Annotated in this window: 24 protein-coding genes; 4 read left to right on the top strand and 20 right to left on the bottom strand. The window is 58.0% G+C overall.

All coding sequences use genetic code 11. The annotated features are described in order from the left end of the window. Window positions 1-134 precede the first annotated feature (134 nt). The gene (locus VB144_14100) at window positions 135-479 is read left to right on the top strand and encodes a hypothetical protein (protein ID MEA4884760.1); all 345 of its coding nucleotides are present in this window, start codon (window positions 135-137) and stop codon (window positions 477-479) included. On the opposite strand, the gene VB144_14095 is transcribed toward VB144_14100, so the two are convergent. The 15 genes from VB144_14095 to VB144_14025 all read right to left on the bottom strand — a co-directional run bounded on the left by VB144_14095 (window position 462) and on the right by VB144_14025 (window position 17502). After that, complete coding sequence (locus VB144_14095; protein ID MEA4884759.1) at window positions 462-2159, bottom strand: PucR family transcriptional regulator ligand-binding domain-containing protein; 1698 nt, start codon at window positions 2157-2159, stop codon at window positions 462-464. The two genes, VB144_14100 and VB144_14095, sit on opposite strands and share 18 nt — an antisense overlap. Window positions 2160-2247: 88 nt before the next feature. Further along, entirely contained in the window at window positions 2248-3258 is a 1011-nt protein-coding gene (locus tag VB144_14090) for a phosphate acyltransferase (GenBank protein MEA4884758.1), read from the bottom strand. Window positions 3259-3293: 35 nt separating this feature from the next. Next, window positions 3294-4370, bottom strand: a complete 1077-nt coding sequence (gene buk, locus VB144_14085; GenBank protein MEA4884757.1) for a butyrate kinase — start codon at window positions 4368-4370, stop codon at window positions 3294-3296. Between the two features lie 52 nt (window positions 4371-4422). Next, entirely contained in the window at window positions 4423-5592 is a 1170-nt protein-coding gene (locus tag VB144_14080) for a UxaA family hydrolase (GenBank protein MEA4884756.1), read from the bottom strand. 5 nt (window positions 5593-5597) lie between these two features. Continuing rightward, complete coding sequence (locus VB144_14075) at window positions 5598-5864, bottom strand: UxaA family hydrolase (GenBank protein MEA4884755.1); 267 nt, start codon at window positions 5862-5864, stop codon at window positions 5598-5600. A gap of 11 nt (window positions 5865-5875) precedes the next feature. Further along, window positions 5876-7129: a homocitrate synthase gene (locus tag VB144_14070; protein MEA4884754.1), complete on the bottom strand. Its 1254-nt coding sequence runs from the start codon at window positions 7127-7129 to the stop codon at window positions 5876-5878. A gap of 41 nt (window positions 7130-7170) precedes the next feature. Further along, window positions 7171-8457, bottom strand: a complete 1287-nt coding sequence (gene larA / locus VB144_14065) for a nickel-dependent lactate racemase (GenBank protein MEA4884753.1) — start codon at window positions 8455-8457, stop codon at window positions 7171-7173. Window positions 8458-8493: 36 nt separating this feature from the next. Continuing rightward, window positions 8494-9831 (bottom strand): nickel-dependent lactate racemase, encoded by a 1338-nt coding sequence (gene larA, locus VB144_14060; protein ID MEA4884752.1) that lies wholly within the window; start codon window positions 9829-9831, stop codon window positions 8494-8496. A gap of 16 nt (window positions 9832-9847) precedes the next feature. Further along, a complete protein-coding gene (ilvD, locus tag VB144_14055; GenBank protein ID MEA4884751.1) occupies window positions 9848-11533 on the bottom strand; it encodes a dihydroxy-acid dehydratase in 1686 nt (561 codons plus the stop codon). Window positions 11534-11547: 14 nt separating this feature from the next. Continuing rightward, the gene (locus VB144_14050; GenBank protein ID MEA4884750.1) at window positions 11548-12270 is read right to left on the bottom strand and encodes an ABC transporter ATP-binding protein; all 723 of its coding nucleotides are present in this window, start codon (window positions 12268-12270) and stop codon (window positions 11548-11550) included. A 1-nt stretch (window position 12271) separates the two neighbouring features. Beyond that, window positions 12272-13036 carry an ABC transporter ATP-binding protein gene (locus VB144_14045; GenBank protein ID MEA4884749.1) on the bottom strand — a complete coding sequence of 255 codons (765 nt, stop codon included), beginning with the start codon at window positions 13034-13036 and terminating at the stop codon, window positions 12272-12274. Window positions 13037-13048: 12 nt separating this feature from the next. Then, a complete protein-coding gene (locus VB144_14040; GenBank protein ID MEA4884748.1) occupies window positions 13049-14014 on the bottom strand; it encodes a branched-chain amino acid ABC transporter permease in 966 nt (321 codons plus the stop codon). Window positions 14015-14033: 19 nt separating this feature from the next. Continuing rightward, window positions 14034-14903, bottom strand: a complete 870-nt coding sequence (locus VB144_14035; protein MEA4884747.1) for a branched-chain amino acid ABC transporter permease — start codon at window positions 14901-14903, stop codon at window positions 14034-14036. Window positions 14904-15029: 126 nt separating this feature from the next. Continuing rightward, on the bottom strand, window positions 15030-16160 hold the full coding sequence (locus VB144_14030) for an ABC transporter substrate-binding protein (GenBank protein ID MEA4884746.1): 1131 nt from the start codon (window positions 16158-16160) through the stop codon (window positions 15030-15032). Window positions 16161-16278: 118 nt separating this feature from the next. After that, window positions 16279-17502 (bottom strand): amidohydrolase, encoded by a 1224-nt coding sequence (locus VB144_14025; GenBank protein MEA4884745.1) that lies wholly within the window; start codon window positions 17500-17502, stop codon window positions 16279-16281. Window positions 17503-18120: 618 nt separating this feature from the next. Here VB144_14025 and VB144_14020 point away from each other — a divergent pair. The 3 genes from VB144_14020 (at window position 18121) to VB144_14010 (ending at window position 22083) form a co-directional block, all read left to right on the top strand. Beyond that, window positions 18121-19122: an ABC transporter substrate-binding protein gene (locus tag VB144_14020; GenBank protein ID MEA4884744.1), complete on the top strand. Its 1002-nt coding sequence runs from the start codon at window positions 18121-18123 to the stop codon at window positions 19120-19122. A gap of 103 nt (window positions 19123-19225) precedes the next feature. Beyond that, window positions 19226-20965, top strand: coding sequence for an iron ABC transporter permease (locus tag VB144_14015; protein ID MEA4884743.1), 1740 nt, complete (start codon window positions 19226-19228; stop codon window positions 20963-20965). A 17-nt stretch (window positions 20966-20982) separates the two neighbouring features. Beyond that, a complete protein-coding gene (locus VB144_14010; GenBank protein MEA4884742.1) occupies window positions 20983-22083 on the top strand; it encodes an ABC transporter ATP-binding protein in 1101 nt (366 codons plus the stop codon). Window positions 22084-22115: 32 nt separating this feature from the next. Here VB144_14010 and VB144_14005 read toward each other — a convergent pair whose 3' ends face one another. The 5 genes from VB144_14005 to VB144_13985 form a co-directional block, all read right to left on the bottom strand. After that, on the bottom strand, window positions 22116-22238 hold the full coding sequence (locus tag VB144_14005; protein MEA4884741.1) for a hypothetical protein: 123 nt from the start codon (window positions 22236-22238) through the stop codon (window positions 22116-22118). Window positions 22239-22301: 63 nt separating this feature from the next. After that, window positions 22302-23960, bottom strand: coding sequence for a C69 family dipeptidase (locus VB144_14000; protein MEA4884740.1), 1659 nt, complete (start codon window positions 23958-23960; stop codon window positions 22302-22304). A 186-nt stretch (window positions 23961-24146) separates the two neighbouring features. After that, a complete protein-coding gene (locus VB144_13995; protein ID MEA4884739.1) occupies window positions 24147-24965 on the bottom strand; it encodes an ABC transporter ATP-binding protein in 819 nt (272 codons plus the stop codon). Next, window positions 24944-25696 carry an ABC transporter ATP-binding protein gene (locus VB144_13990; GenBank protein MEA4884738.1) on the bottom strand — a complete coding sequence of 251 codons (753 nt, stop codon included), beginning with the start codon at window positions 25694-25696 and terminating at the stop codon, window positions 24944-24946. The genes VB144_13995 and VB144_13990 overlap by 22 nt, the downstream gene beginning before the upstream one ends. Then, on the bottom strand, window positions 25677-26024 hold the full coding sequence (locus VB144_13985; GenBank protein ID MEA4884737.1) for a hypothetical protein: 348 nt from the start codon (window positions 26022-26024) through the stop codon (window positions 25677-25679). The genes VB144_13990 and VB144_13985 overlap by 20 nt, the downstream gene beginning before the upstream one ends. Window positions 26025-26527: the final 503 nt, after the last annotated feature.

Here is a 26527-nt window from a genome sequence, read left to right as displayed (position 1 = left end):
GCCGCATCAGCGGCTGTAAACGGCATGCGAGACGTTGCCTTCCGCGATGCCAAGGCAATGCCCCAGTACAAAGTACCTAACGAGCTCAGGGCTGCAGCGAAAACCGAGCGATTGAACGCCCAAGGGTGCTGAACATGGGTTACAGCAGCGCTCAGCTGGCCCTAGCACTCGCGATAATCGCTGTGCTCGTTGAGGACTCCCGATTCGGACGCGCGTTCAAGGTAATCCGCGACGACGAGCTCGCTGGCGAGATGCTGGGAATCGAACCACTCAAGGTGAAGCTCCTCGCCTTCGTCATGTGCGGCGTGTACACAGGAGTGGCTGGGGCTCTGTTTGTCAGCTTCCAGAGGTTCGTAAGCCCCGAGATATTCACCTTCGACTATAACTCGCTGTTCATGTGCATGTTCGTGGGGCGATCAGCTGGTTCTGCTGGCTGCCATATCAGGTGGGCAGCGACCACGCTACCTTGTTGCCCGTAGGTAGCGACGTACGCGAAGAGCTAATTCAAGGTTGAAGCGAGTCTCATGGTTTGAGAGATCGATTCCGGCAATCCGTTCAATACGCCGGAGGCGGTACTTCATGGTGTTCACATGCACAAAGATGCGATCTGCCGCTGCCTGCGCGTTCCCGCCAGTATCAACGAAACATTCCAAACTCTCTAGGAGCTCTGTGTTGTGCTCGGTATCATATCGCTCAATCGCCTCAAGCTGGTCCTGGGTAAATGTGGAGAGCTCGCTCCTATTCATGCACTTTGAGAGGATACGGTAGACGCCAAGTTCATCAAAGTGCACTACCCTGTTGCGCCCGAACACTATGCCCCCAAGCGCAAGACACTCATGCGCTTCCTGATAGGAACGAGAAACGGAGAGAGCATCGGAGTTAAACCTGCCAACTCCGATCGAGACAGTGCGTGGGGCAATCTCGGCGTTGAGCACTTGGTGCAATTCTCTAGCCAGCCACAGCGCTTTCTCTTTGGCCTGCAGCGGGTCGTCTGGGCCGCTCCACGGCGCGAGAATAGCGCCTCCGCCTCTGTATGCAAAGCACGTGATCGGCGCCTCCCACAACTGGCTGCTGCGCGTTTCGACCGTCCGTACAATCTCGTCCTGCAACAACACCCCGTCTCCGTAGGCGCCTGCATGCCCCGGCCCGTTGGTATCCACGGCCGCTGCAAGGACAAGATGCGACACGGTGAGATCAAGCGCGAATGACCGGGCCCGTTTCACTAGGGCCTCTGGAGACTCATAGCGCCGATGCATGAGATCATCCCAAAAGCTAAATCTGAACCGTCTCTCTACATTCTCTTCTGCCTTCATCCTGAGTGCCTCAAGGGTTGCCGCTGTGACCGCGTGCCCGATAGCGATTGCGTCCATCTTGGTGAAAGACCTCTGGTCCGGCTCCAAAACCAGTACCCGTCCCCATCTGGTATCATCGCCCGCGGCGGCTGCAACCACGCAGTGTTCCAATACACCTGGCGCGCAAACAGGGAGGCAGCACATGTCGGGAGACAGCGCCCAGCTTTCGGGCGCACTCGCGCATGAGCCAACACTCCTCAAAAGGGAAACTTCCTCGTTCCAGGAGGCCGGCAGCCCATCGCCATAGTCGGAAGGGACTCCTGCGGATGCGATCACATTCCACTTCATATCCGTCACAGCCACTGCAGTGCCGATCTGCCCCGCGAGCACTCGCGCGATATCGGTCATCTCTCCGCCATGCAGAACCGTGTCGATAAACTGAGTGTGGATATCCAGTGAACGCTTCAGAATGCTGGCCTGCCGCTCCACCACTTCGGTGAGGACGGGGGTTATCACATCGATCCATGCAACCTCGAATGGGATCTCGATAATGGGCAATCCAACAGAGTCGGCGAACGCGATCACATCATCTGATAGCGCATCGATGAAGCGCCGTAGCTTGATTCCAAGGGCCGCCGCCCCGGAGGCGGCAAGTCGATGGACGAATTCGAGCTGAGCCTCGGGCGCTTCGCGTATTATGTAGGCAGTAGTGAGAACCAGTTCACCGCCTCGAAGCCAATCTACTGCATCGGGTGCGTCAACTACTGTAACATGCTCGATCGTGCGTGAAATGCCCTGCTTACCGGCAAGCACACGAACCCCACTGAGTTGGGTGAGGGAAAGCGCTTCCTCAACAGTGAAACTCAACGGCCGCCCCTCCTTTGCCTCAAGTCCCGCCCCTACCTCGCTGCCCGTACAATTCGAGCAACGCGCCGTCGGCGCCTGCTTACAAGACTCAACTATATGCGCCCATCAAAGCAGCCACCGCGATCGAATGGAGTTTGGTTGCGTCACTGTCGGCGCGGGACGTGAGAACAATCGGACGTGTGGCTCCAGTGACAATGCCTGCGGCGCCGGCGCCGGCGAAGTATATCGCTGATTTCGCCAGCATGTTGCCTGAATTCAGGTCGGGCGTGATCAGGATATCCGCCCGCCCTGCAACTTGCGATGTTATGCCCTTGTGCGATGCGGCCTCTGGCGAAATGGCGTTATCCAGAGCAAGTGGGCCGTCCACCAGGGGTCCGCCGCACACAGCATTGGCCCCGATCCCAGCCCCGGCACCGCCCGCGCCCCCGTCGTCGCCACAGCAGCCCGGGTTGCCGGTTCCTCGCCCACGGGCAGGCCTGACCTTCCTCGCCCCGTCTAGCTGCCCGCGGCGGCCCATGGCAGCAACCAGGCATGCGTCGGCATTTCCAGGGATCGCCGGGTTGATCGTCTCGACGCACGAAAGCATCGCAACTCGGGGACGTGCAATACCCAGTGCGTAGGCCACGTCGAGCGCTCCCTCCACGATCTGGATCTTCTGCTCAAGCGTGGGCGATATCACGATACCGACATCAGCCATGAGCAGTATACGGTCGAGTCCGGGGATCTCATACACTCCCGTCTGCGAAAGAACACGTCCGGTGGCCAATCCCCGGTCTCGGTCGAGCACGGCCCGCATGAAATCGCGGGTTTGAACGAACCCCTTCATTAGAATGTCGCACTGCCCGTCTCGCACTGCCCTCACTGCGCTCGCGCATACGTCGGCATCGGTTCCGCCTTCTACAACCTGGAATCCCTCCAGCCCAAGCTCACGTGCCCTGTCCTCACAGCCTGCATTGGCCGCGGCGAACACACCGCCAGAGATGATGCCGCACTTGTAGGCCTCAGATATGGCCTTGAGAACCACATCGTCGGCTGCGCCCGCAACAGCTATGGTCCGGCCACGCGGCGCCAAGGTCATTACTTCATCGAAACCGTTCATCCAAGTCGTCCTCCCGCCGCATGCCCTCGCTGGGCTCATTCGTACACCTTTGGCATCTCCTGGTTTAGCAACACCCTCAACACGCCTAAGGCAAGCGACTCTAGCTCGTTTTCTCCGGGGTACGCGCGAACTTCGCCAATGAACTCCACGCGCTTCCGAATGTCGCAAACAAGCCTGTCCGAATGGGCCATGCCTCCTGTGACTGCTATGAGGTCCACCGCTCCCAGAAGCACTGTCGCCATGCTCCCTATGGCCTTTGCGAACTGGTAGGCCATAGCCTGATACACCAGTGCAGCACGCTGGTCTCCTTCGGCGATCCGCCGCTCCACCTCACGCGCATCCTTCGTCCCCAGGTGCGACATGAGCCCTGCTCCACCCACGAGCATCTTGACCACATCGTCGCGGGTGAAGCGTCCGGAATAGCAGAGGTTTACAAGGTCAAGGGTGGGCAGCCCTCCAGCGCGCTCCGCGGTGAACGGCCCTTCCTTGTCGCAGTTGATCAGATCGATCATCCGCCCGTTTTGATGTGCGCTCACCGAGCCTCCACCGCCGATGTGAGCCACTATGATGCGGCTCTCCTCGTAGCGCTTCCCTATGTCAGTCGCTCCTCGCCGCGCAACCGCCTTCATGTTGAGCGCATGTGAGAGGCTATTCCTTTGGATCTCTTTCAGCCCACCGATGCGCGCAATGTCATCCAGTTCATCAACTGATACAGGGTCCACTATGAACGCCTGTATACCGATGGTTCTGGCTATCATCCCGCCGATCACACAGGCAAGGTTCGAAGCATGCTCGCCCTGAAGACCACGGCGGGAGTCATCGATCATCCGATCATTCACAAGGTAAGTCCCACTTGGAAGAGGCTTCAAGCGGCCCCCCCTGCATGCAATGGCAGCCAGGGAATGCATGTCGAATCTGTGATCCGCGAGGGCTTGCTCTATAAGCCCGCGCCTCCACTCAAGCTGGTCCATTATGTGTGGAAAGCGCGACAACTCATCCGCGGTATGAGAGTACGATTCAACAATGATCGGCTTATCACGTTGAAACACTGCGACCCTTGTGGACGTAGAACCGGGGTTGATCACCAGGATATTGCAGTTGTCGCGCTCCACGTTCCCCACTCCTCAAGCATTCGCTGCTCAGCCGCAAGGCCAGCAGAACCTGCTAGTAGATGCAGCCCGTCGCTCCACGGCGCCGGAGTCCGAACTCGCGATGGCCGTGAGCCTCAGATGCAGTAAGTCGCCCTCCCGCCACTTCGAATATGAAGTCGACGATGTCGCCGGCCACTGCGTCGAGGCTTCTGGTTCCATCGACTATGCCGCCTGCGTTTATGTCGAGGTTCTTGCGCATCTTCTCGAATGTGGGAGTGTTGCTCACGACCTTGATCACAGGCGCTGCCGGCGAGCCAGTGGGTGTTCCGCGGCCAGTCGTGAACAGCGCCATCTGTGCCCCGCCAGCCATCATCCCGGTGAGCGACTCGATGTCTTGGCCAGGAGTGTCCATGATGATGAGCCCGTGTCTCCCGGGGCGCTCTCCATATCCAACCACCTGCATTATCGGTCGGCTGCCCCCTTTTCGGATACATCCAAGCGATTTCTCTTCGATGGTAGTGAGGCCGCCCTCCATGTTTCCTGGGGTGATGTCGCTGAAACCGTAGCCTGGGCCTATCGCCGCCAGTTCCCGCTCGGTTCGCGCCACAACATCAAGCACATCGCGGCGCACCTTCTCATCAGCTGCCTGTGCAGCCGCGATCTGTTCAGCTCCCATGAACTCAGTTATCTCCGAGAGGATAACGGTCGCTCCCATATCGACCAGCTGATCCGATGCGCGGCCCACCGCAGGGTTCGCCGAAAGCCCAGAGAAAGCATCGGATGCGCCGCACTCCAGCCCCACCACAAGTGACTCGGGCCCACATTCCACCCTTCGCTCGTCCGCACTCATCTCCACCATTCGGCGGGCGATAGCAGATGCCTTGTCAGCAGCAGCCTCAGTGTCTCCTTCATCCTGTATGACAACGAGCTCCACTCGCCTGCCATGCGCCACCGCTCGCTGCCGTACCTTTTCGGCAACAACAGTCTCGCACCCCAGGGCCACAATCACAGTTCCAAATACATTCGGATTCCCTGCAGTAGCAGCTAGGATGCTGGTCATCTCCTCATTAGCCACTGGATCCAGAGTGCAGCCGTAGGGGTGGGTAATCGGCGCTGCCTGAGGCACGCGACGGGCCACCTCTTCCACGACTGCGTTCGCGCACACTACGGTCGGCAGAACGAGAACGTGGTTGCGAATACCGACAGACCCATCGGACCTACAGTACCCAAGATAAGTCCTCATCTGCCTCACTCCGTTCCACGTCCCTTCCCCCGAGCGCTCTCCACGTTATGGATGTGCACATGGGTTCCGGGGGCAATGTCGCTCGTCGCAATGCCTATGGGCGCCCCGTACTTGATCACCTGTTCTCCGCGACCGATGGCGCGCAATGCAACCTTATGCCCGGAAGGGATATCGTTTAGCAGCGTGACGAGTTCAACCGTGTCGCCCTTTCGACCCGCGCCAACTAGTGTGGCGACGTTATCGGCAGGATCGAGCAGTATCACCCTAACCATGGGTCCGCACCTCACTTGCCGCACACGTCGGCAATTATGCTGTCGATCTCCTCGTCAGTCAGCACTCGACGATTCTCGCGGCCAAGGTTCTTCGCCCTCTCTAGAACCTCGTCTACCTGCTTATCTGTGCACGGGATCCCCCGCTGCTCAAGGAAGAACTTGACGCTGGCCTTGCCGCTTGAGCCTCCCATGACAACGCGGATGGGCTCATGCCCCACAACTTCCGGCATGAACGGACACATGGCAGGCTTTATGCCGGCTCCCTCGATCTTCGACTTGGCGTCGACCACAACTCCAGATTCCAGCCAGAACAGGCGCTTGCCGTTGATGGGCTTGTTTGCCCATATTGGAACGCCAGAGATCTCTTCCACCAGAGTCGATACCTCTCCGAGCTTGCTGAGGTTCACACCAGTATCTATGTTTAGCAGGAGCTTGAGAGCAGCCGCCACCTCTTCAGTAGCCACGTTGCCAGTGCGCTCTCCTAGCCCATTGATCGACGAGTGAATCCCGTCCACCCCAGCATAGGCCGCAGCTACAACCGACCCCATTGCCATGCCGAACTCGTTATGGACGTGGAACTCGACGCGTACGCCAGGGAACCTTTCTTTCAGAGTCCGAATGGCATGATACACCGCCATCGGGGAAGCGACCCCAAAGCTATCGGTGAACACAACAGCCTCCGGCTTGGCTTGCTTGACTACAGCTTCATATATCCCAAACACATAGTCGTAAGTCGCCCGGGTTACGTCCCAACCCATGAACGTGGTATGCAGGCCGAGGCCCTTGGCGTAGCTGACGGACGTGACTATTCTATCAACCAACTTCGCGGAATCGACGTGGTATCCATGGAGGCATGTATACGGGTTTACCGCATGTTCCACAACGACCGAATTCGCTCCGGTATCAACAGCTGCGTCGATATCTTCCTTTATGCAGCGTGCGAACGGGACTATCTCCGCGTGCAGGTTCATCTTCACAAGCCTGTTGATGGCCCGGGAGATGTCCTCAGATACCGCTGGCATCCCAACCTCGATGCGCTTCACACCTAGATCGTCGAGGGCCACCCCGATCTTCACACGTTCGTCTTCGGTCCAGTTTAGGCCGCATGTCTGCTCGCCATCGCGCAGAGTCACATCGTGGATGTACACTTCCTTCGAGGCAGCGGCAGGCCTCACGATGGGGTCGAAGTTCATCGGGGAAACCCACTTGACTCCGTTTGTGAACCACGGAGAGCCTTCCATCTTCATGTTTTCAATCTCTTTCATCTTCTCCCGGCGACTGTAGAGCCGGAAACACCTCCTCAGTTCTAAATGGACCGTGGCAGGGTGATAGCCGCCTCTGGCATGAGAAGGACATCATCTGAAGCCTTAACGTAGCTTCCGATGTTGAGGGCTTCCCGTGGCCTGACGGGGGTCATGTGCATGAGACGCACTTGGTCTTCCGGCAGATCGGTGACTAGCACAACATTGTTCTGAGTGGCGATGCAGTAGACGAGAAACGCCATATACCCGGCAATGGTGAAGTCCGCCCGAAGCGCCTGGCAGCATGATTCAAGGCTCGGGTAGTTGAACCACCTGAAGAACTCCTCGCCGCCCCCGCCATCGCGTGCCTCCACGAAGAGCACAATCGCGCCTCCGGGCTTCACCGCCATCCAGGCGTTGTAGAAAGCCTTGCTTGCCTGGTAGATAGAGATATCGCGCGGGTATCCACCACACGAGCCGATTACCACGTCGGCGCGCCTGTCCAGAGGCACGCAGTAGAGCTCATCAACACGGCGGCATCCAGCCTGCCATGCCTCAAGCCAATGGCCTGCATAAAACCCAGCGAATTCTCCATCGGCGTCGGTGACGACATTCACTATGAAATCCGGCTTCGCGAGGGCGGCAGCCTCCACCATGTCTTCGTGCAAGGGGTTGCCGTCGGTGAAGGCTGAGCCCACACCTTCTCTGATCCCCGGCTTGCATGGATCGAGGACCCACAGGTGATTCGCCTTCACAGCTCTGCGTGATGCGATACCTGGGATAATGCTCTTGCGGCCTCCGCCATACCCTGCCATGGCATGGTGAACGATGCCTCCGGTCATGATCAGCCGATCGTGCTCAGCAACTGCCGCGTCGATCTCCACGGGCGTGCCCCGCGAAGTCGTTCCGACTGACACAACAGGCCCATCAGGATGGTGCTGAACGACACGGAAGCGTGCAGCAGCCTCAGCCCCAACAATCAGCGCCGTCTCCTCAGGCGTGTTCTGCCGATGGGTGCCGCATGCCACGAACAAGGTGATATCGGAGTCTCTTATGCCTGCACACTGCAGCCGCGAGAGAATGGATGGCAAGTAGTCGCGGGTGCGCGACCATAGTCTGGTCACATCAGGCACGAGCACAGCAACTCGCTCACCGGCCCGCACAGTGTCTTCAAGCCTAGGAGCCCCGATTGGGCAGTCAAGCGCCGCCTCGAGCGCCGCCTCGGGATCGTCGAGCGGACGAGCCGGCCTAGGCAGCAATTCGCGCGTGCTCACACTACCTGGAATCTCAACGGCAATTGAGCGTTCGCCGTACTTCAAGAGCCTCTGCTTCTGGTTCATCTGAGTTGTCACTATATCTACACCACCATCCTGCCTCAGGCTGGCCCATCAGCTCCGGTCCAGTTCCGATTCGGCAGCGATTCCGTTCTGATCTAGTTCACTTTGAATCACTGGCAACACATCCGGCGCCTCAGTGAGCACGATTGCCTTACACGCCTCGCACCCCGCGCCCCCTCTGTATCTGGCGACCACATTATCCACCGCTCGCTGGAGCTCGAGCCTGGGATAGTACTCGAAGCCCATCTTCTCCACTTCCTCGCGCCGCAGGCCATCGGTGACCACAACGATCTTCGCGCGCCGCGCAACTAGCCGCACTGCTAGCGCCGCGGCTGCTCCAAGCCTATCGCCTATGAGCCCGCGTTCGAGGCTGCTCATGATCTCGTCATACTCCACCCCGAGCAGCGCACCAAACTCCGGGTGCTCACCTATCCCCTCATAAGCCGGAGTCACCAGTATGATCGTGCCACCGTCAACAACAGCCAAGTCGGCCGTGTAGAGCGCCTTCCCGGCCTGCCAGAAGTTCATATCGGCAGGATGCGACCCTGCGATCACCAGATCAGCGCGGCAGGGAATGCATGCAGCAGCCACTTCCATGGCCCGCACCACTCCTTCCCGATGCGCACGCATTGGATCGCCTGCCACAACATGAGTCACTTCTCCTCGAGCGTTGAGAACCACATTCACTATGAACCGGAGACCAGCTCTTTTCGCCACAGCCTCCATCTCGTGCCGCACAACGTTCTCCACGTTTCCGAGGCGGACGCCCGGGTCTCGAGTGATCATCAAGTGCGTGGCCACGGTAGTCTTCTCACCGCACACCCCAGGCTGCACGATCTTGGCGCCCCCGGACCATCCACAGTAACGGTGAGGGACTATGCTCCCGATGCCGATCACCAGGTCTGCCTCGGCGACCCTCCGGTTGATGGCAACAGGAACACCACTTGGCGTCGCACCGAGATCCACTAAGTCATCCGCGCGGTAATCGTGGTTCTCAACACGCAGACGGGAGGCCATCTCAGGGCCAATCTTCTGTTCGATCTCAGCCTGAGTCATGGACCTGTGCGTGCCATTTGCCATCACCACGGTAACCGCGTCATCAGTGACCCCCGCCGCGTTAAGCTCATCCATGACGCACGGGACTATGCTTGCCACGGGGGTAGGCCGAGTTGCGTCGTCGGAGATGATGACCACTCGTGCCTTGCCCCGCGCCATCCTAGAGAGAGCGTCGGATGCTACAGGCGCTGCAAGCGCGGAGCGCACTGCCTGCCCAAGGTCTTGAACGGGAGGCCTTTCCGCGATTCCGTACTGCCCTATTAGCTCGGCGCCGGCGAGTGTGAACTCAACGCTCTGGCCACCGTAGGGCAGAGTTATGGTTCTGGAATCCATAGCACAGCTATCTCCCTCATTCTGTTCTGTCGCGCAGTTCAACAAGTGCCCCACGGCTCGCCGAGCCTGCGTATCTCTCGAACACACGGAGGCATCCATGGGATATCTTGAACGGGGGCCGCGTCCAAGTTGAGAGCCTCTTGGCTATCTCCTCGTCTGGCACGTGCAGGACGATCCTGCGGCCTGGTATGTCCAGCTCTATCTGATCCCCATCCCGCACAACTGCGAGGGGTCCTCCCTCGGCTGCTTCTGGGGAGATGTACCCGATCGCCGGCCCACGTATGGCCCCGGAGAAGCGCCCATCGGTAACGAGCGATACCGAGCCCTGGAGGCCCTTGCCCCATATAGCTCCTATCGCCGTCGTCATCTCACGCATGCCAGGTCCGCCCTTTGGTCCCTCGTATCTGATGACGACCACATCACCCGGCTTGACCTGGTCGGCGTATATGGCGTCGACCGCAGCTTCCTCGGAGTCAAACACCCGCGCTGGGCCGGTGTGCTGCTGCATCTCAGGCATGACTGCCGACTGCTTGACAACCGCGCCCTCTGGCGCCAGATTGCCAACAAGAACGGCGATTCCCCCTTCAGGCTTGTAGGGGTTGTCGAGAGGGCGAATGACATCTTCATCCAGAATGCGCGCCGACTTCAGATTCTCGGCCACTGTGTGTCCGGTGACTGTCATGCAGTCCAGGTTCAGCCTGGTTTCGAGCCGTTTCATAACGCCGGGAACCCCGCCTGCCTCGAAGAACTCGGGAACGCTGTACTTGCCCGATGGAACCAGCGGCGCCAGATGCGGCGTTGCCCGGCTCAAACGGTCGATGAGGCTGAAGTCAACCTCAAGGCCGGCCTCGCGCGCGATGGCGATTATGTGCAGCACGCAGTTGGTGGAACCGCCGGTGGCGCAAAGCACCCTGATAGCGTTCTCTATCGCAGGTTTAGTGATAATGTTGCGCGCAGTGATCCCTCTATGCACAAGATCCACAACGGCCCGTCCGGCCTGCTCCGCCATGCGAAGCTGCCGAAAGTCCATGGCTGGTGCACTTCCCGAGCCAGGGATCCCCATTCCAAGAGCCTCAGCGAAAACGCCCATGCTGTTGCCTGTTACCATAGCCCCGCACGCGCCAGGCGTTGGGCAGGCGTTCTCAACCATCGCATTCATATCTTCTTCGCTGAGAGTTCCGGCCTTGTATGCTCCAGTCGCCTCGATCATCTCAGTTGCGCCGCCGCAGACGATCTTGCCCTTGTACCTGCCAGGCGTCATCGATCCTCCGAAGACAAACACGGCAGGGATATTGAGCCTCGCGCATGCCATGAGCATCCCAGGGACTATCTTGTCGCATGTTCCGATGCACACCATGGCATCGAGCTGATTCGCCTCTATCGCCATCTCCACGGAATCGGCGATGAGGTCACGATGAGGCAAGGTGTAACGCTGTGCCTCTTTATGCTGGACGAAGGCCCCCGAAAGGCCGTCGCACAGGGCAATGGTGTTGAATTCCAGCGGGGTCCCACCTGCATACCTCACGCCCCTGCAGACATAGTCCGAGACCTCGCGGAGGTGAATGTGGCCAGGTGAGAGCTGGCTATAGGAGTTGGCAATGCCGATAAGCGGCAGCCGCATGTCGTTGTCGGAAAGCCCGCATCCCTTCAAGAGCGCTCTCTGCGGCGGCTCTGAGGTTATGCCTCGGCTCCGTAGTTCCATCTGGTTCTCTCCTCCTACTTGCCCCCGCGGCCGCGGAAATATGTCTCCTTCACCCGCGGGTCATTGGAAAGTTCTGCAACAGTCCCGTTCATGACCACCTCGCCTTGGGTGACGATGTAAGCTCGGTCACTCACAGCGAACGACAGGGACGTATTCTGCTCCACTAGGAGCACCGTGATTCCGCGCTGGCGGATCTCGTTCTTTATCAGACGGAATATGCGCTGCACTACGACAGGCGCAAGACCCATTGAAGGCTCATCGATCATCAATAGCTTGGGCTTTGCCACCATCGCCCTGGCGATGGCCAGCATCTGCTGCTCCCCTCCTGAGAGAGTTCCGCCGTACTGCTTCTCTCTCCCTTTGAGCTCAGGGAAGATCTCGAACATATCAGCGATATCGCCGTTTGCAGCGCTCCGATCCTTCCGCCTAACAGTGCCGATCTCGATATTCTCAAGCACGCTGAGCTCAGGGAAGATCTGCCGCCCCTCAGGAACCTGGATCACTCCCCGCGGCACGATCGCATCCGGCGCTAGCCCGACCAGAGGCTCGCCGAGGAACATGATCTCGCTTCCTTGGCTGCACGGAACCAAACCCGAGAGCGCCCGGAGCAGCGTGGTCTTGCCTGCTCCGTTTGGGCCCAACACCGAGACAGTCTCCTTCTCATGCACATCGAGAGAGACATCGCGAAGCGCAGGGATCCCGTTATATGAAACACTCAGATGGCGTACTTCCAGCATGTTACAGTTCCTCCTTGCCGAGATACGCCTCGATAACCTGGGGGTCCTTCTCGATATCGTGGAAGGCGCCCTCAGCCAGCTTCTGCCCGAAGTTGAGGACAACCACTTGGTCCACTACGGTCTCCACGAACTCCATGGTGTGCTCCACCAAGAGAACACTGAGTCCTAGCTGGCGCAGCCGTATGATGAGGTCCGTTACTGCCATGAACTCATCCCGGTTCATCCCAGCGGCAGGCTCGTCGAGCAGGAGAAGCTTCGGTTCCAGTGCCAATGCCCGTGCGATCTCGAGGAAGCGGCGGAAGCCGTATGGGAGGTTCTTGGGGATCTCCCTCGCCTTGTCGGCCAACCCAACCAGCTCAAGAAGTTCCATGGCCTTCTGCGTCTGGGTGCTGTCCTCCCCTTTGAGCCTCCGCGTGCTCACAAGGACATCAGCGAGGTTAGACCCGTAGGCGATGTTCCTCGCAACCTGCACATTCTCAAGCACTGTCATCTTCTCAAAAAGGCGGATCTGCTGGTAGGTGCGGGCCACACCCATCGCCGCGATCTGATGAGGCGCAAGCCCGGATATCTTCTTCCCGCAGTACTCAATCTGCCCTGCGCTGAGAGTGAGCACGCCCGAAATCAGGTTGATCGTCGTGCTCTTGCCCGAGCCGTTCGGACCTATGAGGCCAGTGACCTTCCCCTCGGGAATATCGAACGACAGATCGTTGACGGCCACTAGCCCTCCGAAGCGCTTTGTAACGTTTTTCAGCGAGAGTATACTCATGCCACAACGCACCTACTTTCTCTGGCCGTCCTGCGAAGTGCCGAACAAGCGGCTCATGCCCCTTTCGATGGTGGGGGCGAGCCCTGATGGAAGCAGTATAACGAGGACCAGTATGGCCAGGCTGGATCCCATCAGGTAGTAGACCTCCCAGCCCTTAACGCGCAGGAACTCAGGGATAACCGTGACCGTGAGGCCGCCGATCACTCCTCCGAGGATGTGCCGAAGCCCGCCCACCACAGACATTGCAACGAAATTCGCCGACTCGCCTTGCACGAAGCTCTCGGGGCTAAGGAAGGTCGAAAGGTGCGCATAGAGGCCTCCGGCAATTCCGGCGTAAGCTGCGGAGAGCGAGAACACGAGCAGTTTTAGCCGCTTGGTGTCGATGCCTGCAGTCTCTGCAGCCATCTCATCATCGCTCATGGCCCTAAGCCCCCGCCCAATGAAGGAGTTCGCAAGCCGATAGCTCACAAGGAATATGGAGGCCAGAATCGCCGCGGCGAGATAGAAGAACCCGACCTTGCTAATGGGCTGCCCACCAAACCTGACCGGTGGTATGCCGGCGAACCCCAGCGGCCCTCCGGTGAGAGACTGCCAGTTCACGATGAGCGCCCATACGATGTTGCCGAAGGAAATCGTGACGAGTGACAGGTAGAATCCGGACACCCGGAAAGACGGAATGCTCAGGAGCATCCCAACGAGCAAGCACAAGCCTGCCGCCAAGATGATGCCAAGCCATACCGGAAGCCCAACACGGGTGGTGAGAATCGCCGACGCGTACGCTCCAATACCGTAGAATGCCGCGTGGCCCAGGGACATCTGGCCCGCAAACCCGGTGAGGGCGACAAGTCCGCTCGCAATCATGCAGTTGAGCAGCGCACGGTCGAGAATGTACACATGGTACTGATTCCTGTCGAAGATCGGAACCGCAAGGAATGCAGCCACTATAGCCATTATGACGATAGTTCTCTTCTTGTTCATCTGCTTTCTCACCCCCTTCTTAGGATTCCGACTGTTTGCGAGCGACAAGGAACAAAATCAGGAACAGGAATGTGATGACGTCGCGGTAGGTTGATGACGCGAAAAGCACCACGAAGTTCTCTGCAAGCCCTATCATCACCCCGCCGATTAGCGCCACATACGGCTTCTTCATGCGCCCTATCACTGCGGCAGCAAACCCCTTGATGCCGATGATGCCTCCGCCGAGATCGAGCGACACGAAATAGGAAGGAGCAAGGAGTATGCCTGCTAGCGCAGTCACCCCGGTGCTCAACATGAACGAAAGCGTAAGCATTCTATCCACGTTGATCCCCATCAGTTTCGCCGCGGCCGGGTTCTGCGCCACAGCCCGGAGAGATTTGCCAGTCATGGTCTTGGTGAAGAACAGCTGCAAAGCTACTACAAACACCGTCACGTAGCCCAGAACCCACAGAGAGTGTCTCTGGATAGCCACATCGCCGATGAACAAAGGGTTGCTTGGATCCCCGAACACCGGCGGGAACGGCAAAGGCGTTCCTCCCCAGATGACGATGACAGCGTTCAACAGAAACACTGATAGCATCAAAGTGGCAATTATAAACTCCAGCCGTCCGCCATCGCGGCGGGCAAGCGGCGCGTATACGAAGTGTTTGAGAGCCAGACCATACAGTGCCACGGCAAGAATCGCCAAGACCATTGCTGCCGGGAATGGCAGCTTAAGCATCACGTAGAATGTGTAGCACAGATATGCGCCCAACATGGCGGACGATATGTGGGCAAAGTTCATGAGGTTCGTCGTTTGGAAAAACAGCACAACGCCAAGACCGATCAAACCGTAAAGCAAGCCTATGGCGATGCCGCTGACGGCGTTTTGGATCATAATGCTAAGCATCCAGTGTCTCCACCCCTCAGTGCCTCAACATGGGCATCCCCCAGATCCGCGGGCGGCGTGGTTTCGCGCCGCCCGCCATCTAGGGGAATGGACTCATTCTCGGCTTCAGCGAAAGCCGCTAGGAACCTAGTGAATCGCGGTGATGATATCCCAGCGTCCGCCCTTGAACTGGGAGATGAGCGAGAAGTTGGTGAAGTTATGCTTGGCGTCGCAGGTCAGTGGACCCTGAACACCCTGGAAACCCCTCACTTCAGTGAGGCCCTTCTGGATGTCGACGCGCTCGAAACCGACCTTCTCGATGACGCTCTTCAGCAGGTGCAGACCGTCGTAGTATGCCTGCGCCGGATCGCTTGGAAGCGAGTTGTACCGTGCCTGGTACTTGGCCACGAACTCCTGAACCTTGGCGTCTTTGTACTCAGGCGTAAATCCCTGCACTGCAACTACGCCCTCGGCGGCAGTTCCGGCTAGGTCAGTAAATGCGGGAACGCCCCAAGCGGAGAACCCTATGACGTCGCAGTCCTTCATTCCGAGCTGACGGAACTGCCTTACGACGACTGCAGCCTCAGGCTCATGCGTAAGCCCAACAAGCACGTCGGGGTTGCCCCTCTTGACCTTGAGCAACTGGCCAGTGGCGTCCTTTTCGCCTTCTTTAATCTGCTCGATAGCGACTGTCTTGATTCCATACTTCTCGAACTCGCGTATGGCCACGTTCTTAGCCACTACGCAGTAGTCCGTAGATCCATGGATGATGGCTGGCTTCTTAACCTTCATGTTCTCCACAGCGTACTTAACGAGGTTAACCACCTTGACCTCGTCATCCGCGCGAAGGCGGAAGAGCCACTCGTTTCCGATCTTGTCGTACCCGAACGATGGTGAAGTCGCTCCAACCATCATCGGAATCTTGTTGTCCTTTGCGATCTGGTTAACAGCCAACACACAGCTTGACATGTTGGGGCCAAATACGGCATCGACCTTGTCGTTTAGGATGGCCTTGGTCACTACGTTGATCGCAGTTGCCGGCGATGCAGCGTCATCGTAGATCACGTACTCGATCTTGCGGCCCTTCACTCCACCCTTGGCATTGACCTCGTCAACAGCCATGGCGAAGGAGTTCTTAATGTACTCGCCAAGTATTGAGCCCGACCCTGTGAACGGAGCCACCAGAGCGATCTTGTACACAGGAGCAGCCGCAGAAACGATCGTGGAGGAGATCAGCGCCATCGCCAATACGCAGAAGAGCATATTCTTTCTAAGCATGCTTTACACCCTCTCTGATCTTAGTTGAAACCGATTCCGATCTACGCCAGGGCACAATGTGCGCGCATGTGTTGTTCTGGCAATTGCTCCGATGATCACCTCCCGAAATCCAGGCAGACTACTCGGGATCTCGAAATAAGAAGTCGACGGCGAGCTGAGCATGGAGCCGTACCCCAGTTGTCATGATTGCTTCATTGAAGGTGAATTTCGGGTGGTGCAGGGGGTAACAGCCGGTCAGCTCGTCGCCGACACCCAATAGGAAGATGGCGCCTGGCGCCTGCTGGGCGAAGTACGCAAAGTCTTCGCCAACGAGGGATGGGCGCTCGGCATACCCACTATGGTCATTGCCAAGGATGCGGCCAGCAGATGCGTTAACGAACTCCGCCATTCGCGTCGAGTTGACCACCGGCGGGTAGCCAAAGTGATAATCATAGTCATAGCCGGTTCCCGTGGCCTCGGCCACGCCCCTGAGGCGCGCCTCAATCTTGTCCTTCACCACTTGCCGAAGCGAAGGGTTCACCACGCGGACAGTCCCATTCATGAACACTTCATCCGCGATGGCATTGTAAGCCGTGCCTCCCTCGATTCGCCCTACACTCACAACCACAGGTTCCGTTGGGTCGATTTCGCGGCTCACGATAGTCTGCAACTGGGTGATAAACGTCCCAGCTGCAGAAATCGCATCGACGCTCTTGTGCGGAGTGGCCACGTGTCCGCCTCTGCCGTGAATGCGGGCCGAGAACTCGTCGAGGGACGCCATCGCTGGACCCCTGTGCACTCGTATCGAACCGAACGGAACATCAGGCCAAAGATGCGTGGCGAAGATCGCATCAACGTGGGGTTCCTCCAGCACTCCGGCATCGATCATGGGCGCAGCTCCACCATCGCGTTCTTCCGACGGCTGGAATATGAACTTCACATTGCCTGGAAGGTCATCTCTGACTTGGCTAAGAACCCAGGCCGCGCCCATCAGCATGGCTACATGGCCGTCGTGCCCGCAGGCATGCATCCTGCCCGGCACGCGCGAGGCCCACGGCAATCCAGTATCCTCGGCTATCGGCAGCGAATCCATGTCGGCCCTTAAGGCCACGGTTGGCCCTGGACGGCCTCCCCTGAGAAGCCCAACAGCGCCAGTCTTCGCAATGCCGCTCCGAACCACACAGCCAACACTGGAGAGAAGTCGGGCCGCCAGATCCGATGTGTTAATCTCCTCAAACCCAGCTTCGGGGTGCTCATGGATCTGCCGACGCCAGCCGATAACCTGTTCAGTTACTTGTTCAGCCAACACTGCGATGAGCTCGTCGTTCATTGCGATCTCCAGTTTCCCCCGCGACCAATTCACGCGCGCCATCCTCAGGCGCAATTCCAGGTCCGTGGGCTCGAATTCTGTTCCTGGGTTTTGAATTCTGCACAGACGGCCGCACTCCTTTGTGGGATGCAGCTAAAGATGTGTGGCAATAGTTGTAGCCATGATACATATGTGGGGCGCAAGCTGGTGCGTTGGAAGGAAGTTGCTGGCGTTCGTGATCGTGCTCGGAGCGCCCGAGACGTCCGATCGGATTGCACAGCGAGTTTCGTGGCCGGTGTTGATGATCGGTGTGCGGTAGGCAGTGAAGGGGATTGCCGGTATTGCTGTACTAATCGTTGGCACATTAAGTGCAGGTAACTGCGTAGGACGAAGCTCGGTAGGAGCGAAACCGATGCACCGCATCTCTTGCACCGCAACCGCCGTACGCAAATGCGGTGCGCGCCCAACTCCGCGCTACTACTAGCTCATGCTTCGGTCCATTGGTTCAGCAAACAATCCAGGCGAACCTAATGAGCCGGGCTCGCCTCTTGCGAAGCAAGATTCGACGGTGTATGGTGCATACTCGATTGGCCCAATACTGGGAGGGTTTCCATCCGCTGTGTAGAATGGGTTTCCAGTGGCGTACATTTCACGACGGGAGGCAAACCAAGCATGAACAAGAGAAGAGGCAGCATTCTGGCGGTATCTATCCTGCTCGTTCTCGCCTTGGCTACGGCGGGCGTGGGGAGCGCATCTGTGCTCGACGTCTACAGCATCTGGCCTGAGTCGTTCTGCACTCCCATGTTTCAGGAGTTCACAGCGAAAACCGGCATCAAGATCAATTTCGTGCGGCACTCATCGGGAGAGGTTCTTGCCCGAATAATCGCAGAGAAAGACAACCCGAGGGTGGGAATGGTTTTCGGCGGGCCTGCCGACACCTTCGCAGCAGCTGTGGATGAGGGCGTTCTTGAAAGCTACTTCCCCACTGGGGTGAAGTCGATCCCTGAGGACCCTAAGGGGTTCTACACCGGAATCGCCCTGAATCCGGTGGTATTGCTGTCGAACAGAGGATTCCTTGCTGATAACAAGCTGAAACCCCCAGCATCCTGGAATGACCTGCTTAGCCCCGTATATCGTCAGCAGTTGCAGATGGCTGATGCGCGCACATCGGGCACTGGTGTCAATCGAATAATGTCGCTGATATTCGCCTTGGGTAGTGAGGACGCTGCATACAAGTACATGAAGGAACTCGATAGGCAGGTCCAGGTGTACACCAAGAGCGGCGGCGGCGGCACCGTCCCCGTTGGCACTCGCCAGGCCGGGGCGGGCGTGTTCTTCCTTGTGGACTGCATTCTCACACAGCAGAAAGGCTACGATGTAGCGATCACTTTCCCCAAGGAAGGAAGCGTTGTGGCAGTCGAGGCCTGCGCCTTGGTGAAGAACGGCAAGAACCATGATCTGGCCAAGAGATTCCTCGACTGGCTCGTCACTGCTGAAGCTCAGAGCCTGTATTCAAAACACGGGATAGGCTTCATGCCCACGCACCCAAGCGCGAAGGTGTCTGATCTGATCGAAGTCACAGGCGCCAAGCTGTTTGATCTCGACCTGAAGTGGGCCGCCGACAACAGACAGCGTCTGATCGACCGGTGGGTCACAGAGACTCTCGGCCAGTGATCCAGCTCCCACTCCGCCGGGCAGAACAGTGTTGGTTCAAATGAGCACTAGAAGCATGTACGGGAAGGCGGCCCTCGGGCCGCCTTTTCTAGGAGGGAGAAATGTGCCGGCAGAACCATATGGTATGGGCGTTCCCCACTCGCACCTAGCACCGGAGGCGAAATGGAGAACGGATCTGCGCAATCTGACCTGCGACCCTGCTCTGCTCTTCGCGGTTCTCGCCGTGTGGGCCGCCATGATGCTGTTCGTGCTGTATCCCTTGTCTAAGCTCATTGGCGCAGCGTTCCTCAACAAGGGGCAAGTCACGGTCAAGCCGCTCATACAGATACTGTCGCGCCCAAACAACAGGCTAGCTCTGAGAAACAGTATCTTCCTTGGCACTCTCGTGGCCGTAATCGGAACAGCGTTGGGCTACCTGTTTGCCTTCACCTACGCCAGAATCGGTGTGGCAAAGTCCTGGCAGTGGATCATCGATGCAGCCTGCCTTCTCCCCATGATCTCGCCGCCCTTTACGTCCGCGTTGGCTATTCTATTTGCGTTGGGACCGCGTGGATTGATCACCTACAACATACTCGGCATTGGGCACTCCAACATATACGGTCTGCAGGGTGCACTTCTCGCTGAAGTGCTCACTTACTTTCCCATCGCATACCTGACCATGAGGGGAGTCCTCGCGAATGTGGACCTGAGCATGGAAGACGCAGCATTCAGCCTTGGCGGCTCTCGTTTGAGGGTGTTCCTCACCGTCTCGCTTCCCCTTACCATACCTGGCCTGGCCAATTCGCTTCTTGTCCTGTTTGCAAGCTCACTGGCTGACTTCGCAAGTCCGCTAATTCTCTCAGGCGCACGCTTCCCAGTTCTGCCCACTCAGGCGTATCTTCAGATCACTGGGCTGTACGATATGAAGGGCGGGGCCGCACTCTGCTTCCTACTGCTCGTGCCTTCGCTGGTCATATTCAGCCTCCAGCGCTACTGGGTGGGCCGGCGAAGCTACATCACGGTGTCTGGAAAATCGGGAGCCCAAAGTGGAAGCAGGATAGTGAGTGCAGGAGCTCGCTGGGTGTTGCTGGGCATTTGTCTGTGTATTTCCATTTTCATCTTCTTCCTTTACGGATCCATCCTATTCGGATCACTCGTCAGAGCGTGGGGCGCCAATCACACATTCACTCTTGAGAACTATCGGTACATTTTCACATTCGGGCGGAAGGCGATTCGCGACACACTTATGATAGCCTTCGCATCGATGCCCCTTGGGGGCCTGTATGGCGTGCTTGTTGGCTACCTTGTGTCGAAGAAATCGCTCCCAGGCAAGGGCTTGATGGAGTTCGTGTCGATGATCAACTACAGCCTGCCAGGCATCATCGTGGGTATCGGATACCTTCTGTCGTTCAACAACCCCCCGTTCGCCATAGCCGGCACGGCCTGGATACTCATAGCAGCCTATGTGTTCAGATACAGTGCAACTGGAATACGGGCAACAATAGCTACTCTCCATCAGATAGATCCCGCCATAGAGGAAGCCTCAGCAAGCCTCGGAGCCAGCACGGCTACGACATTCAGGAAGATCACGATACCGCTGGTTGCACCTGCTTTCTTCGCCGGGCTTGAGATCATGTTCATCAGGGCAATGACAGCAATCAGCGCCACCATATTCCTAATCTCAGTGAACTGGACACTGATCACTGTGAGGATTCTGGAAGGCGCCACAGAGCTGGAGCTAGGGCATGCTGCTGGATTCTCGATACTCGTCATCGCAATCGTCTTCATCACGATGAGCGTTATCCGGTGGGTGATGCGCCGTGCCGGCATGCATGAATCAGTGGGCGTCACCCAGATCCGCTAGGTCAAGGAGGGTCAGCAATGGCTAGTGGTATACGGCTTGAGGGCATAAGCAAAACCTTCTTCCACGCAGAACGGGGAGCAGTTCACGCAGTGAGAAGCCTGGACCTCGTGGTTAAACCCGGAGAGTTGGTGACGCTCCTGGGCCCCTCAGGATGCGGAAAGACCACCGCTCTTCGCATGATAGCTGGATTCGAAAACCCTACTGCAGGACGCATCTTCATCGGAGAGCGGGATGTGACTGGGATAATGCCAAACAAGCGGAGCATCGGATTCGTATTCCAGAACTATGCACTGTTCCCCCACATGAACATCTTCGAGAATGTCTCCTACGGACTCGCTGTCAAGGGCATGCCCATATCGCAGAGACATAAGGAAGTTGCAGACGTACTTCAACTTGTTGGACTCGAGGGCATGGAAAGGCGCCAACCCAGTCAGCTATCAGGGGGTGAGCAGCAACGAGTAGCTCTGGCCCGGGTGATCGTCACCCATCCAGAGGTCCTGCTCTTGGATGAACCTCTATCGAACCTCGATGCCAAGCGGCGTGTGCAGATGCGCTCGGAGATACGCCGCCTGCAGCAGTCTCTGAATATTACGAGCCTCTACGTCACACATGACCAGGAAGAGGCCTTGAGCATATCGGATAGGGTGATAGTGATGAACCAAGGAGAAGTAGCGCAGGCGGGTTCTCCTCAGGAGATCTACACTCACCCTGCGTCCAACTTCGTGGCAGGGTTCATCGGAAAGGTGAACAGCCTTCCTGCAGTAATCGAGCGACTCGACGCCGAGACTGCCACTTCAGCCTTCGCTGGGCAATCCTTCACGACCAGTCGGCCCAGCATTGAACTCAATCAAGGCGATACGGTGTTTTTGATGGTGCGGCCTGAATCCATCAGCCTGGCAGCAGGCGGCGACTCGCCATCGGATGATCGGAGCCCGCGGCTGCACGGGCGCATCGAGGGCATCACCTACATGGGGGAGAAAATGGAGTATGATGTGGGCCTGGAGGGCTCGGTCATAAAGGTGACCTCTTACGATCCTGCGACCCACGGAATATTCGAGCCCGGCCAGGATGTAGGGATAGTGCTCCGTGAGGAATCGATGATCGTCTGCAAGGCATAGTGGCTTCTGTGGGTCGTGGCGGCAGGGCAGGATCATGGCTCCACCCGCGGGATCCGCCCGCGGATGGAGCCCAACCCACCGAGGACCGTGAGGAGCACGATCTTCATGGATATTGTCGTTGGGAATACCATGAACGGGTCGATGTAGATGAACATGGCGGTCCCGCCCCTGTGGGACCGCCATGTATTGCCCGGCTGATCAGCACTCGTTCTACTCAGCTACTTGGCGCGGACGTCCTGCCCATTCCTTATGAGTTTGACCCACTCCTCTGAATACACCGGCTTCTTCACCTTGCCGCCATCGTAGATGTACCCCATATGGTACTTGGCAATCAGCTGGTCGAGGAGGGACCACCACGCATCACGCACAGTTTCCACGTTCCTGTTGCAGTAGTTCGTCAGGAACTCCACGGCAAGCTTGGGATCGGTCTTGTATAACTCCAGTGCGGCAGCATCAATTGCAGGCTGAGTTCTCACAGCGTAGCCCTCATACCCATCCTGCATCTTCTCGATGTCTTTGATCATGAGCGACCACCGGAGGTCCGCTATGACATTCACCGACTGCACCGCCCACCAATAGGAATCGCGGGTGAAGTCCCAATGTGACCCAGATTTGGTATTCATGGTAGGAGCTATGTTCGATACGCTCGCATAGAACGGCACAAAGCAGGTCGTTGAAGCGGAGCCAGCGCCGTACCATAGCACCGGAGCAATCTCCTTTGGCAGCCCAGATCGGATCTGCGTTATGCACACGTGCTCACAGTTTATTACGGAGATAGTCCGCTGCCAATCGTAGCTCTTTCCTTCGAACTTGAGAGTGCCCCGGTACCGGCGTGGGTTATTCCATGGGCCAGCAGTGATGCTGTCGCCCATGTAGAACTCGGTTCCCTCGTAATGATCCCTGTTGAGAGCGAAGATATCTGACATCGATACCTGCTTGTCTACTGGGACAGAGAACGGCAGGTTCCTTTCATCAAACGTAGCCGCAAGGGACGGGGCCACGCGGGTGAACACTCGCCATATGCGTCGCTGGCATGTCTGGTAGCTCGGAGCGGCGTTGCAGAAGTCATTCCTCCAGCTAAATGGCTTATTGCTGCTCGGATCGTACCAGCCCTTCTCTGTTGCGAAATCTACGATTCCGGAGCTATATATGAAGTTGTCATGGTCGTTCCAGTCTATCTGGTCAATCACCGAGCAGTTCGCAGCTACAGCGATGTGGCCCTCAGGGACACGTTGGGCGACCCAGTAAGCGCCCGGTTCCTTGTCGCCCTGCTCCCACAGGGGGCCGGGGCCAACGACTTCGAACATCCACACTTCATCTGGATCTGCAACCGAAAGCTGCTCGCCCGAATCGAAGTATCCGTACTTCACCGCGAGATCGCCCATGACCTGGATCGCCTCGCGGGCGGTCTTGGCCCGCTCCATGGCGAGGAAGGTGAGGTTTGTGGCCTCGAACCACCCATTGGCATTACTTGACCCGCCCCGGCCACCGAATGTGGTCTCGCCTATGCCCACGGCCTCTTCGTTGATGTATCCGAAGTGCCCAAGCACATATCCGTAGGTGTGAGGAACCTGAGGAATCTGGCGCCCGGTGGGCTCTCCGTGCACTTCCATCCTCTGATAACCATCAGTATACTGAGGCATATGTAGGATTTCCATCATCGTGCCAGGCGCCCAGTCCTTGGCAGGGATCTTCTCGATCTGGAACGAACAGCTGCCACAGTCGTTTGCATGTGAGCAGGACGTGAATCCATCAGACGATGCCCCCTGGGATACCATGATGGTTGTGCATGCCAGGGTAGACCACGATAACAGGCCTATGATGATAGCAGCGAGGATCGGAACCACAGCGCAAGATCGGTTTCTTCTGAGAAGCATAGATAGAGCCTCCATTCGTGCATAGTCTGTGGACCTACAGCCCGTAGCGCATATCAAGCCCCCGCACTGCGGGCTCTCCTGTCGGCACACTAATCTGGGAAGTTCGTCCTTTGTGTGAGAATTCCTCTGCAAACTGCAGATATCGCCGGCGATCCTCAACGGACGGTGAACGCCGCCCCGAACGTGTCAGTGAGCACACAGTAGTGGTCCCACTCCTTGATCCTCAGCCCACATGGCAGAGCCAGGGCTCCACCAACGGAATGCGCCCGTGGATGGAGCCCTCTTCCACACTGCCGATTCCCACAGCCCCAGATACGCCTTCCGTATCTCTGGATTCTCAAGCAGTTCACGGCCTGTGCCGCTCATCGCGATTCTGCCTGTCTGCAGTACGTACGCACGGTCCGCCATGGAAAGCGCCTTCTCGATCTTCTGCTCTACCATCAGCACCGTAACGCCCCGGTCTCGTATCTCCTTGAGCACTGAGAGCATCCGGTCGACCATTGTCGGCATCAGGCCGAGGGAAGTCTCGTCCGCCATTATGAGCTTGGGCCGGGACATGAGCCCCCTGCCCACCACCAGCATCTGCTGTTCCCCGCCGGAAAGGGTCTCTGCCTTCTGGGCTCTTCGTTCACGCAGCACCGGGAAGGCGTCGTACACCTGTTCGAGTGTGTCAGCCACGAAAGACTCGTCCTTCACCGCATGTGCCCCGAGGAGAAGGTTGTCTTCCACGCTCATCTTGGAGAACACGTGCCGCCCTTCGGGAACATGTGCAATCCCCGGCGCAGTGATGTCGTGCGCACGCATGCCGCTGATTGGCCTGCCCATAAACTCTACAGCCCCGCTCATAGGCCTCACAAGCCCTGAGATGGTCCGCAGGATAGTCGTCTTCCCTGCCCCGCTCGATCCCACTACGGCGACGATCTCGCCTTCTTTCACTTCCAGATCCACGCCGAACAACACCGGCGCCCCGTCGTATCCTGCCCTCAGAGATCTAACTCGCAACATTGTAGCTGTCCCCCAGTGTCCCCCAGATATGCCTTTATGACCCGTTCGTCGCTGGTCACTTCCTGCGGAGTGCCCTCCATTATCTTCCGCCCGGAGTCGAGGACGACCACCTTGTCGGATATTGGCATGATGGCCTCCATGATGTGCTCAACGATTACTAGCGTGAGTCCCTCCTTCTTCAGACGCACGCACAGGTCCATGGCTTCTCTGATCTCAGTTTGATTCAGGCCTGCCATCGTCTCGTCGAGCATGATCAAGCGCGGCTTTGTGGCCAACGCCCGTGCTATCTCGATCCTTTTCTTGCCGGCGATCGTAAGGCTCCTCCCGAGCTTGTCTTGGAGATGCCCGAGCCCCGTGAGCTCCAGCGCTTGTTGCGCTGCGGTTGCTGCCTCCCGTGTGCTCGATTCTCTGAGGAAGGCCGCCGTGAGGATGTTCTCCATCACGGTCATGTCGTGGAACGTGTGCACTATCTGAAACGTTCGCGCCAGCCCAAGCCTGCACACATCGTATGGCGCCGCATGGGTGATATCGGTTCCCGCGAACCTGATTGACTCTCCAGTTGGGCGCGGGAAACCTGTCACGCAGTTGAAGCAGGTTGTCTTTCCAGCGCCGTTCGGCCCGATCAAGGCCACGATCTGGCCGGTGGGCACATCGAAAGTCACATCCTGGTTCGCGTACAGTGAGCCGAACGCCATCGTGAGGCCATTGACCTCAAGCAGAGACTCTCCCATCAGGGCTTGCACCTCCCCTGGCCGCGTCGGTCTTCCGCGATACCAGCTTGATCAGGCCGATTATGCCCTGCGGCTGGAAACACGCCACGATTGCGATGAGCGCGCCGAAGATGATCAGATCCACACCGCGCCCAGTCCCGCCGAAGACGATACGAGTATACTCGGAGAGAGGGATGAGGATTGCCGCCCCGAGCACTGGACCCCATAGTGAACCCAGACCGCCGAGTACCGTGAGGAGCACGATCTTCATGGATATTGCCATGGGGAAGACCATGAACGGGTCGATGTACTTGAGATAAAGGACTGGCGGCGCGGCGGCGCCGCCCACCGCCTTTGCTCTTGTGCTTGTACGGGCTAGCAGTCGCTTGCGGCGGCGCCGGGATTCTCATTTTTGAGTGGAACGGCGGGTGTAGATTCTCATCCGTGAGGATTTTCCGGCGGCTCGCGCTCAAAAATGGGAAACTCCGCTCGGCCCCAGGGCGCGCACCATCGAGGCGCGACTGAATGCCGTCAGTGGATCGCCAGTGCAAGAACACTAGTAGCCAGCCCGCCCCGTGAACCCCACCCGTGGCGCGGTGGTGCTCCAATGCGGTGGTGCTCCAATGCGGTGGTGCTCTGGCTGTCAAGGCAGGCAGGGAGAAGGATTCCGCTCTTGTAGATCTCGTGCAGACCTATCAGTCGGCGCCTGTGAAGAACTACGTCGCCGAGAATTGCGCAGGCTCGCTCTCCCCAGGCTTCCAGGAAAGGCCCACCCAAGGCTCAAACCGGCCGCTACGTTTGGGCATGGCATCTCATAGTATTCAGGAGGCTCGCGATGGCAAGCGTTAGAGC

Source organism: Clostridia bacterium (assembly GCA_034926675.1).
Taxonomy (GTDB): Bacteria; Bacillota; DTU025; order DTU025; family DTU025; genus JAYFQW01.
The sequence above is the reverse complement of the archived record's forward strand: the minus strand, read 5'-3'. Positions and strand labels throughout refer to the sequence as shown.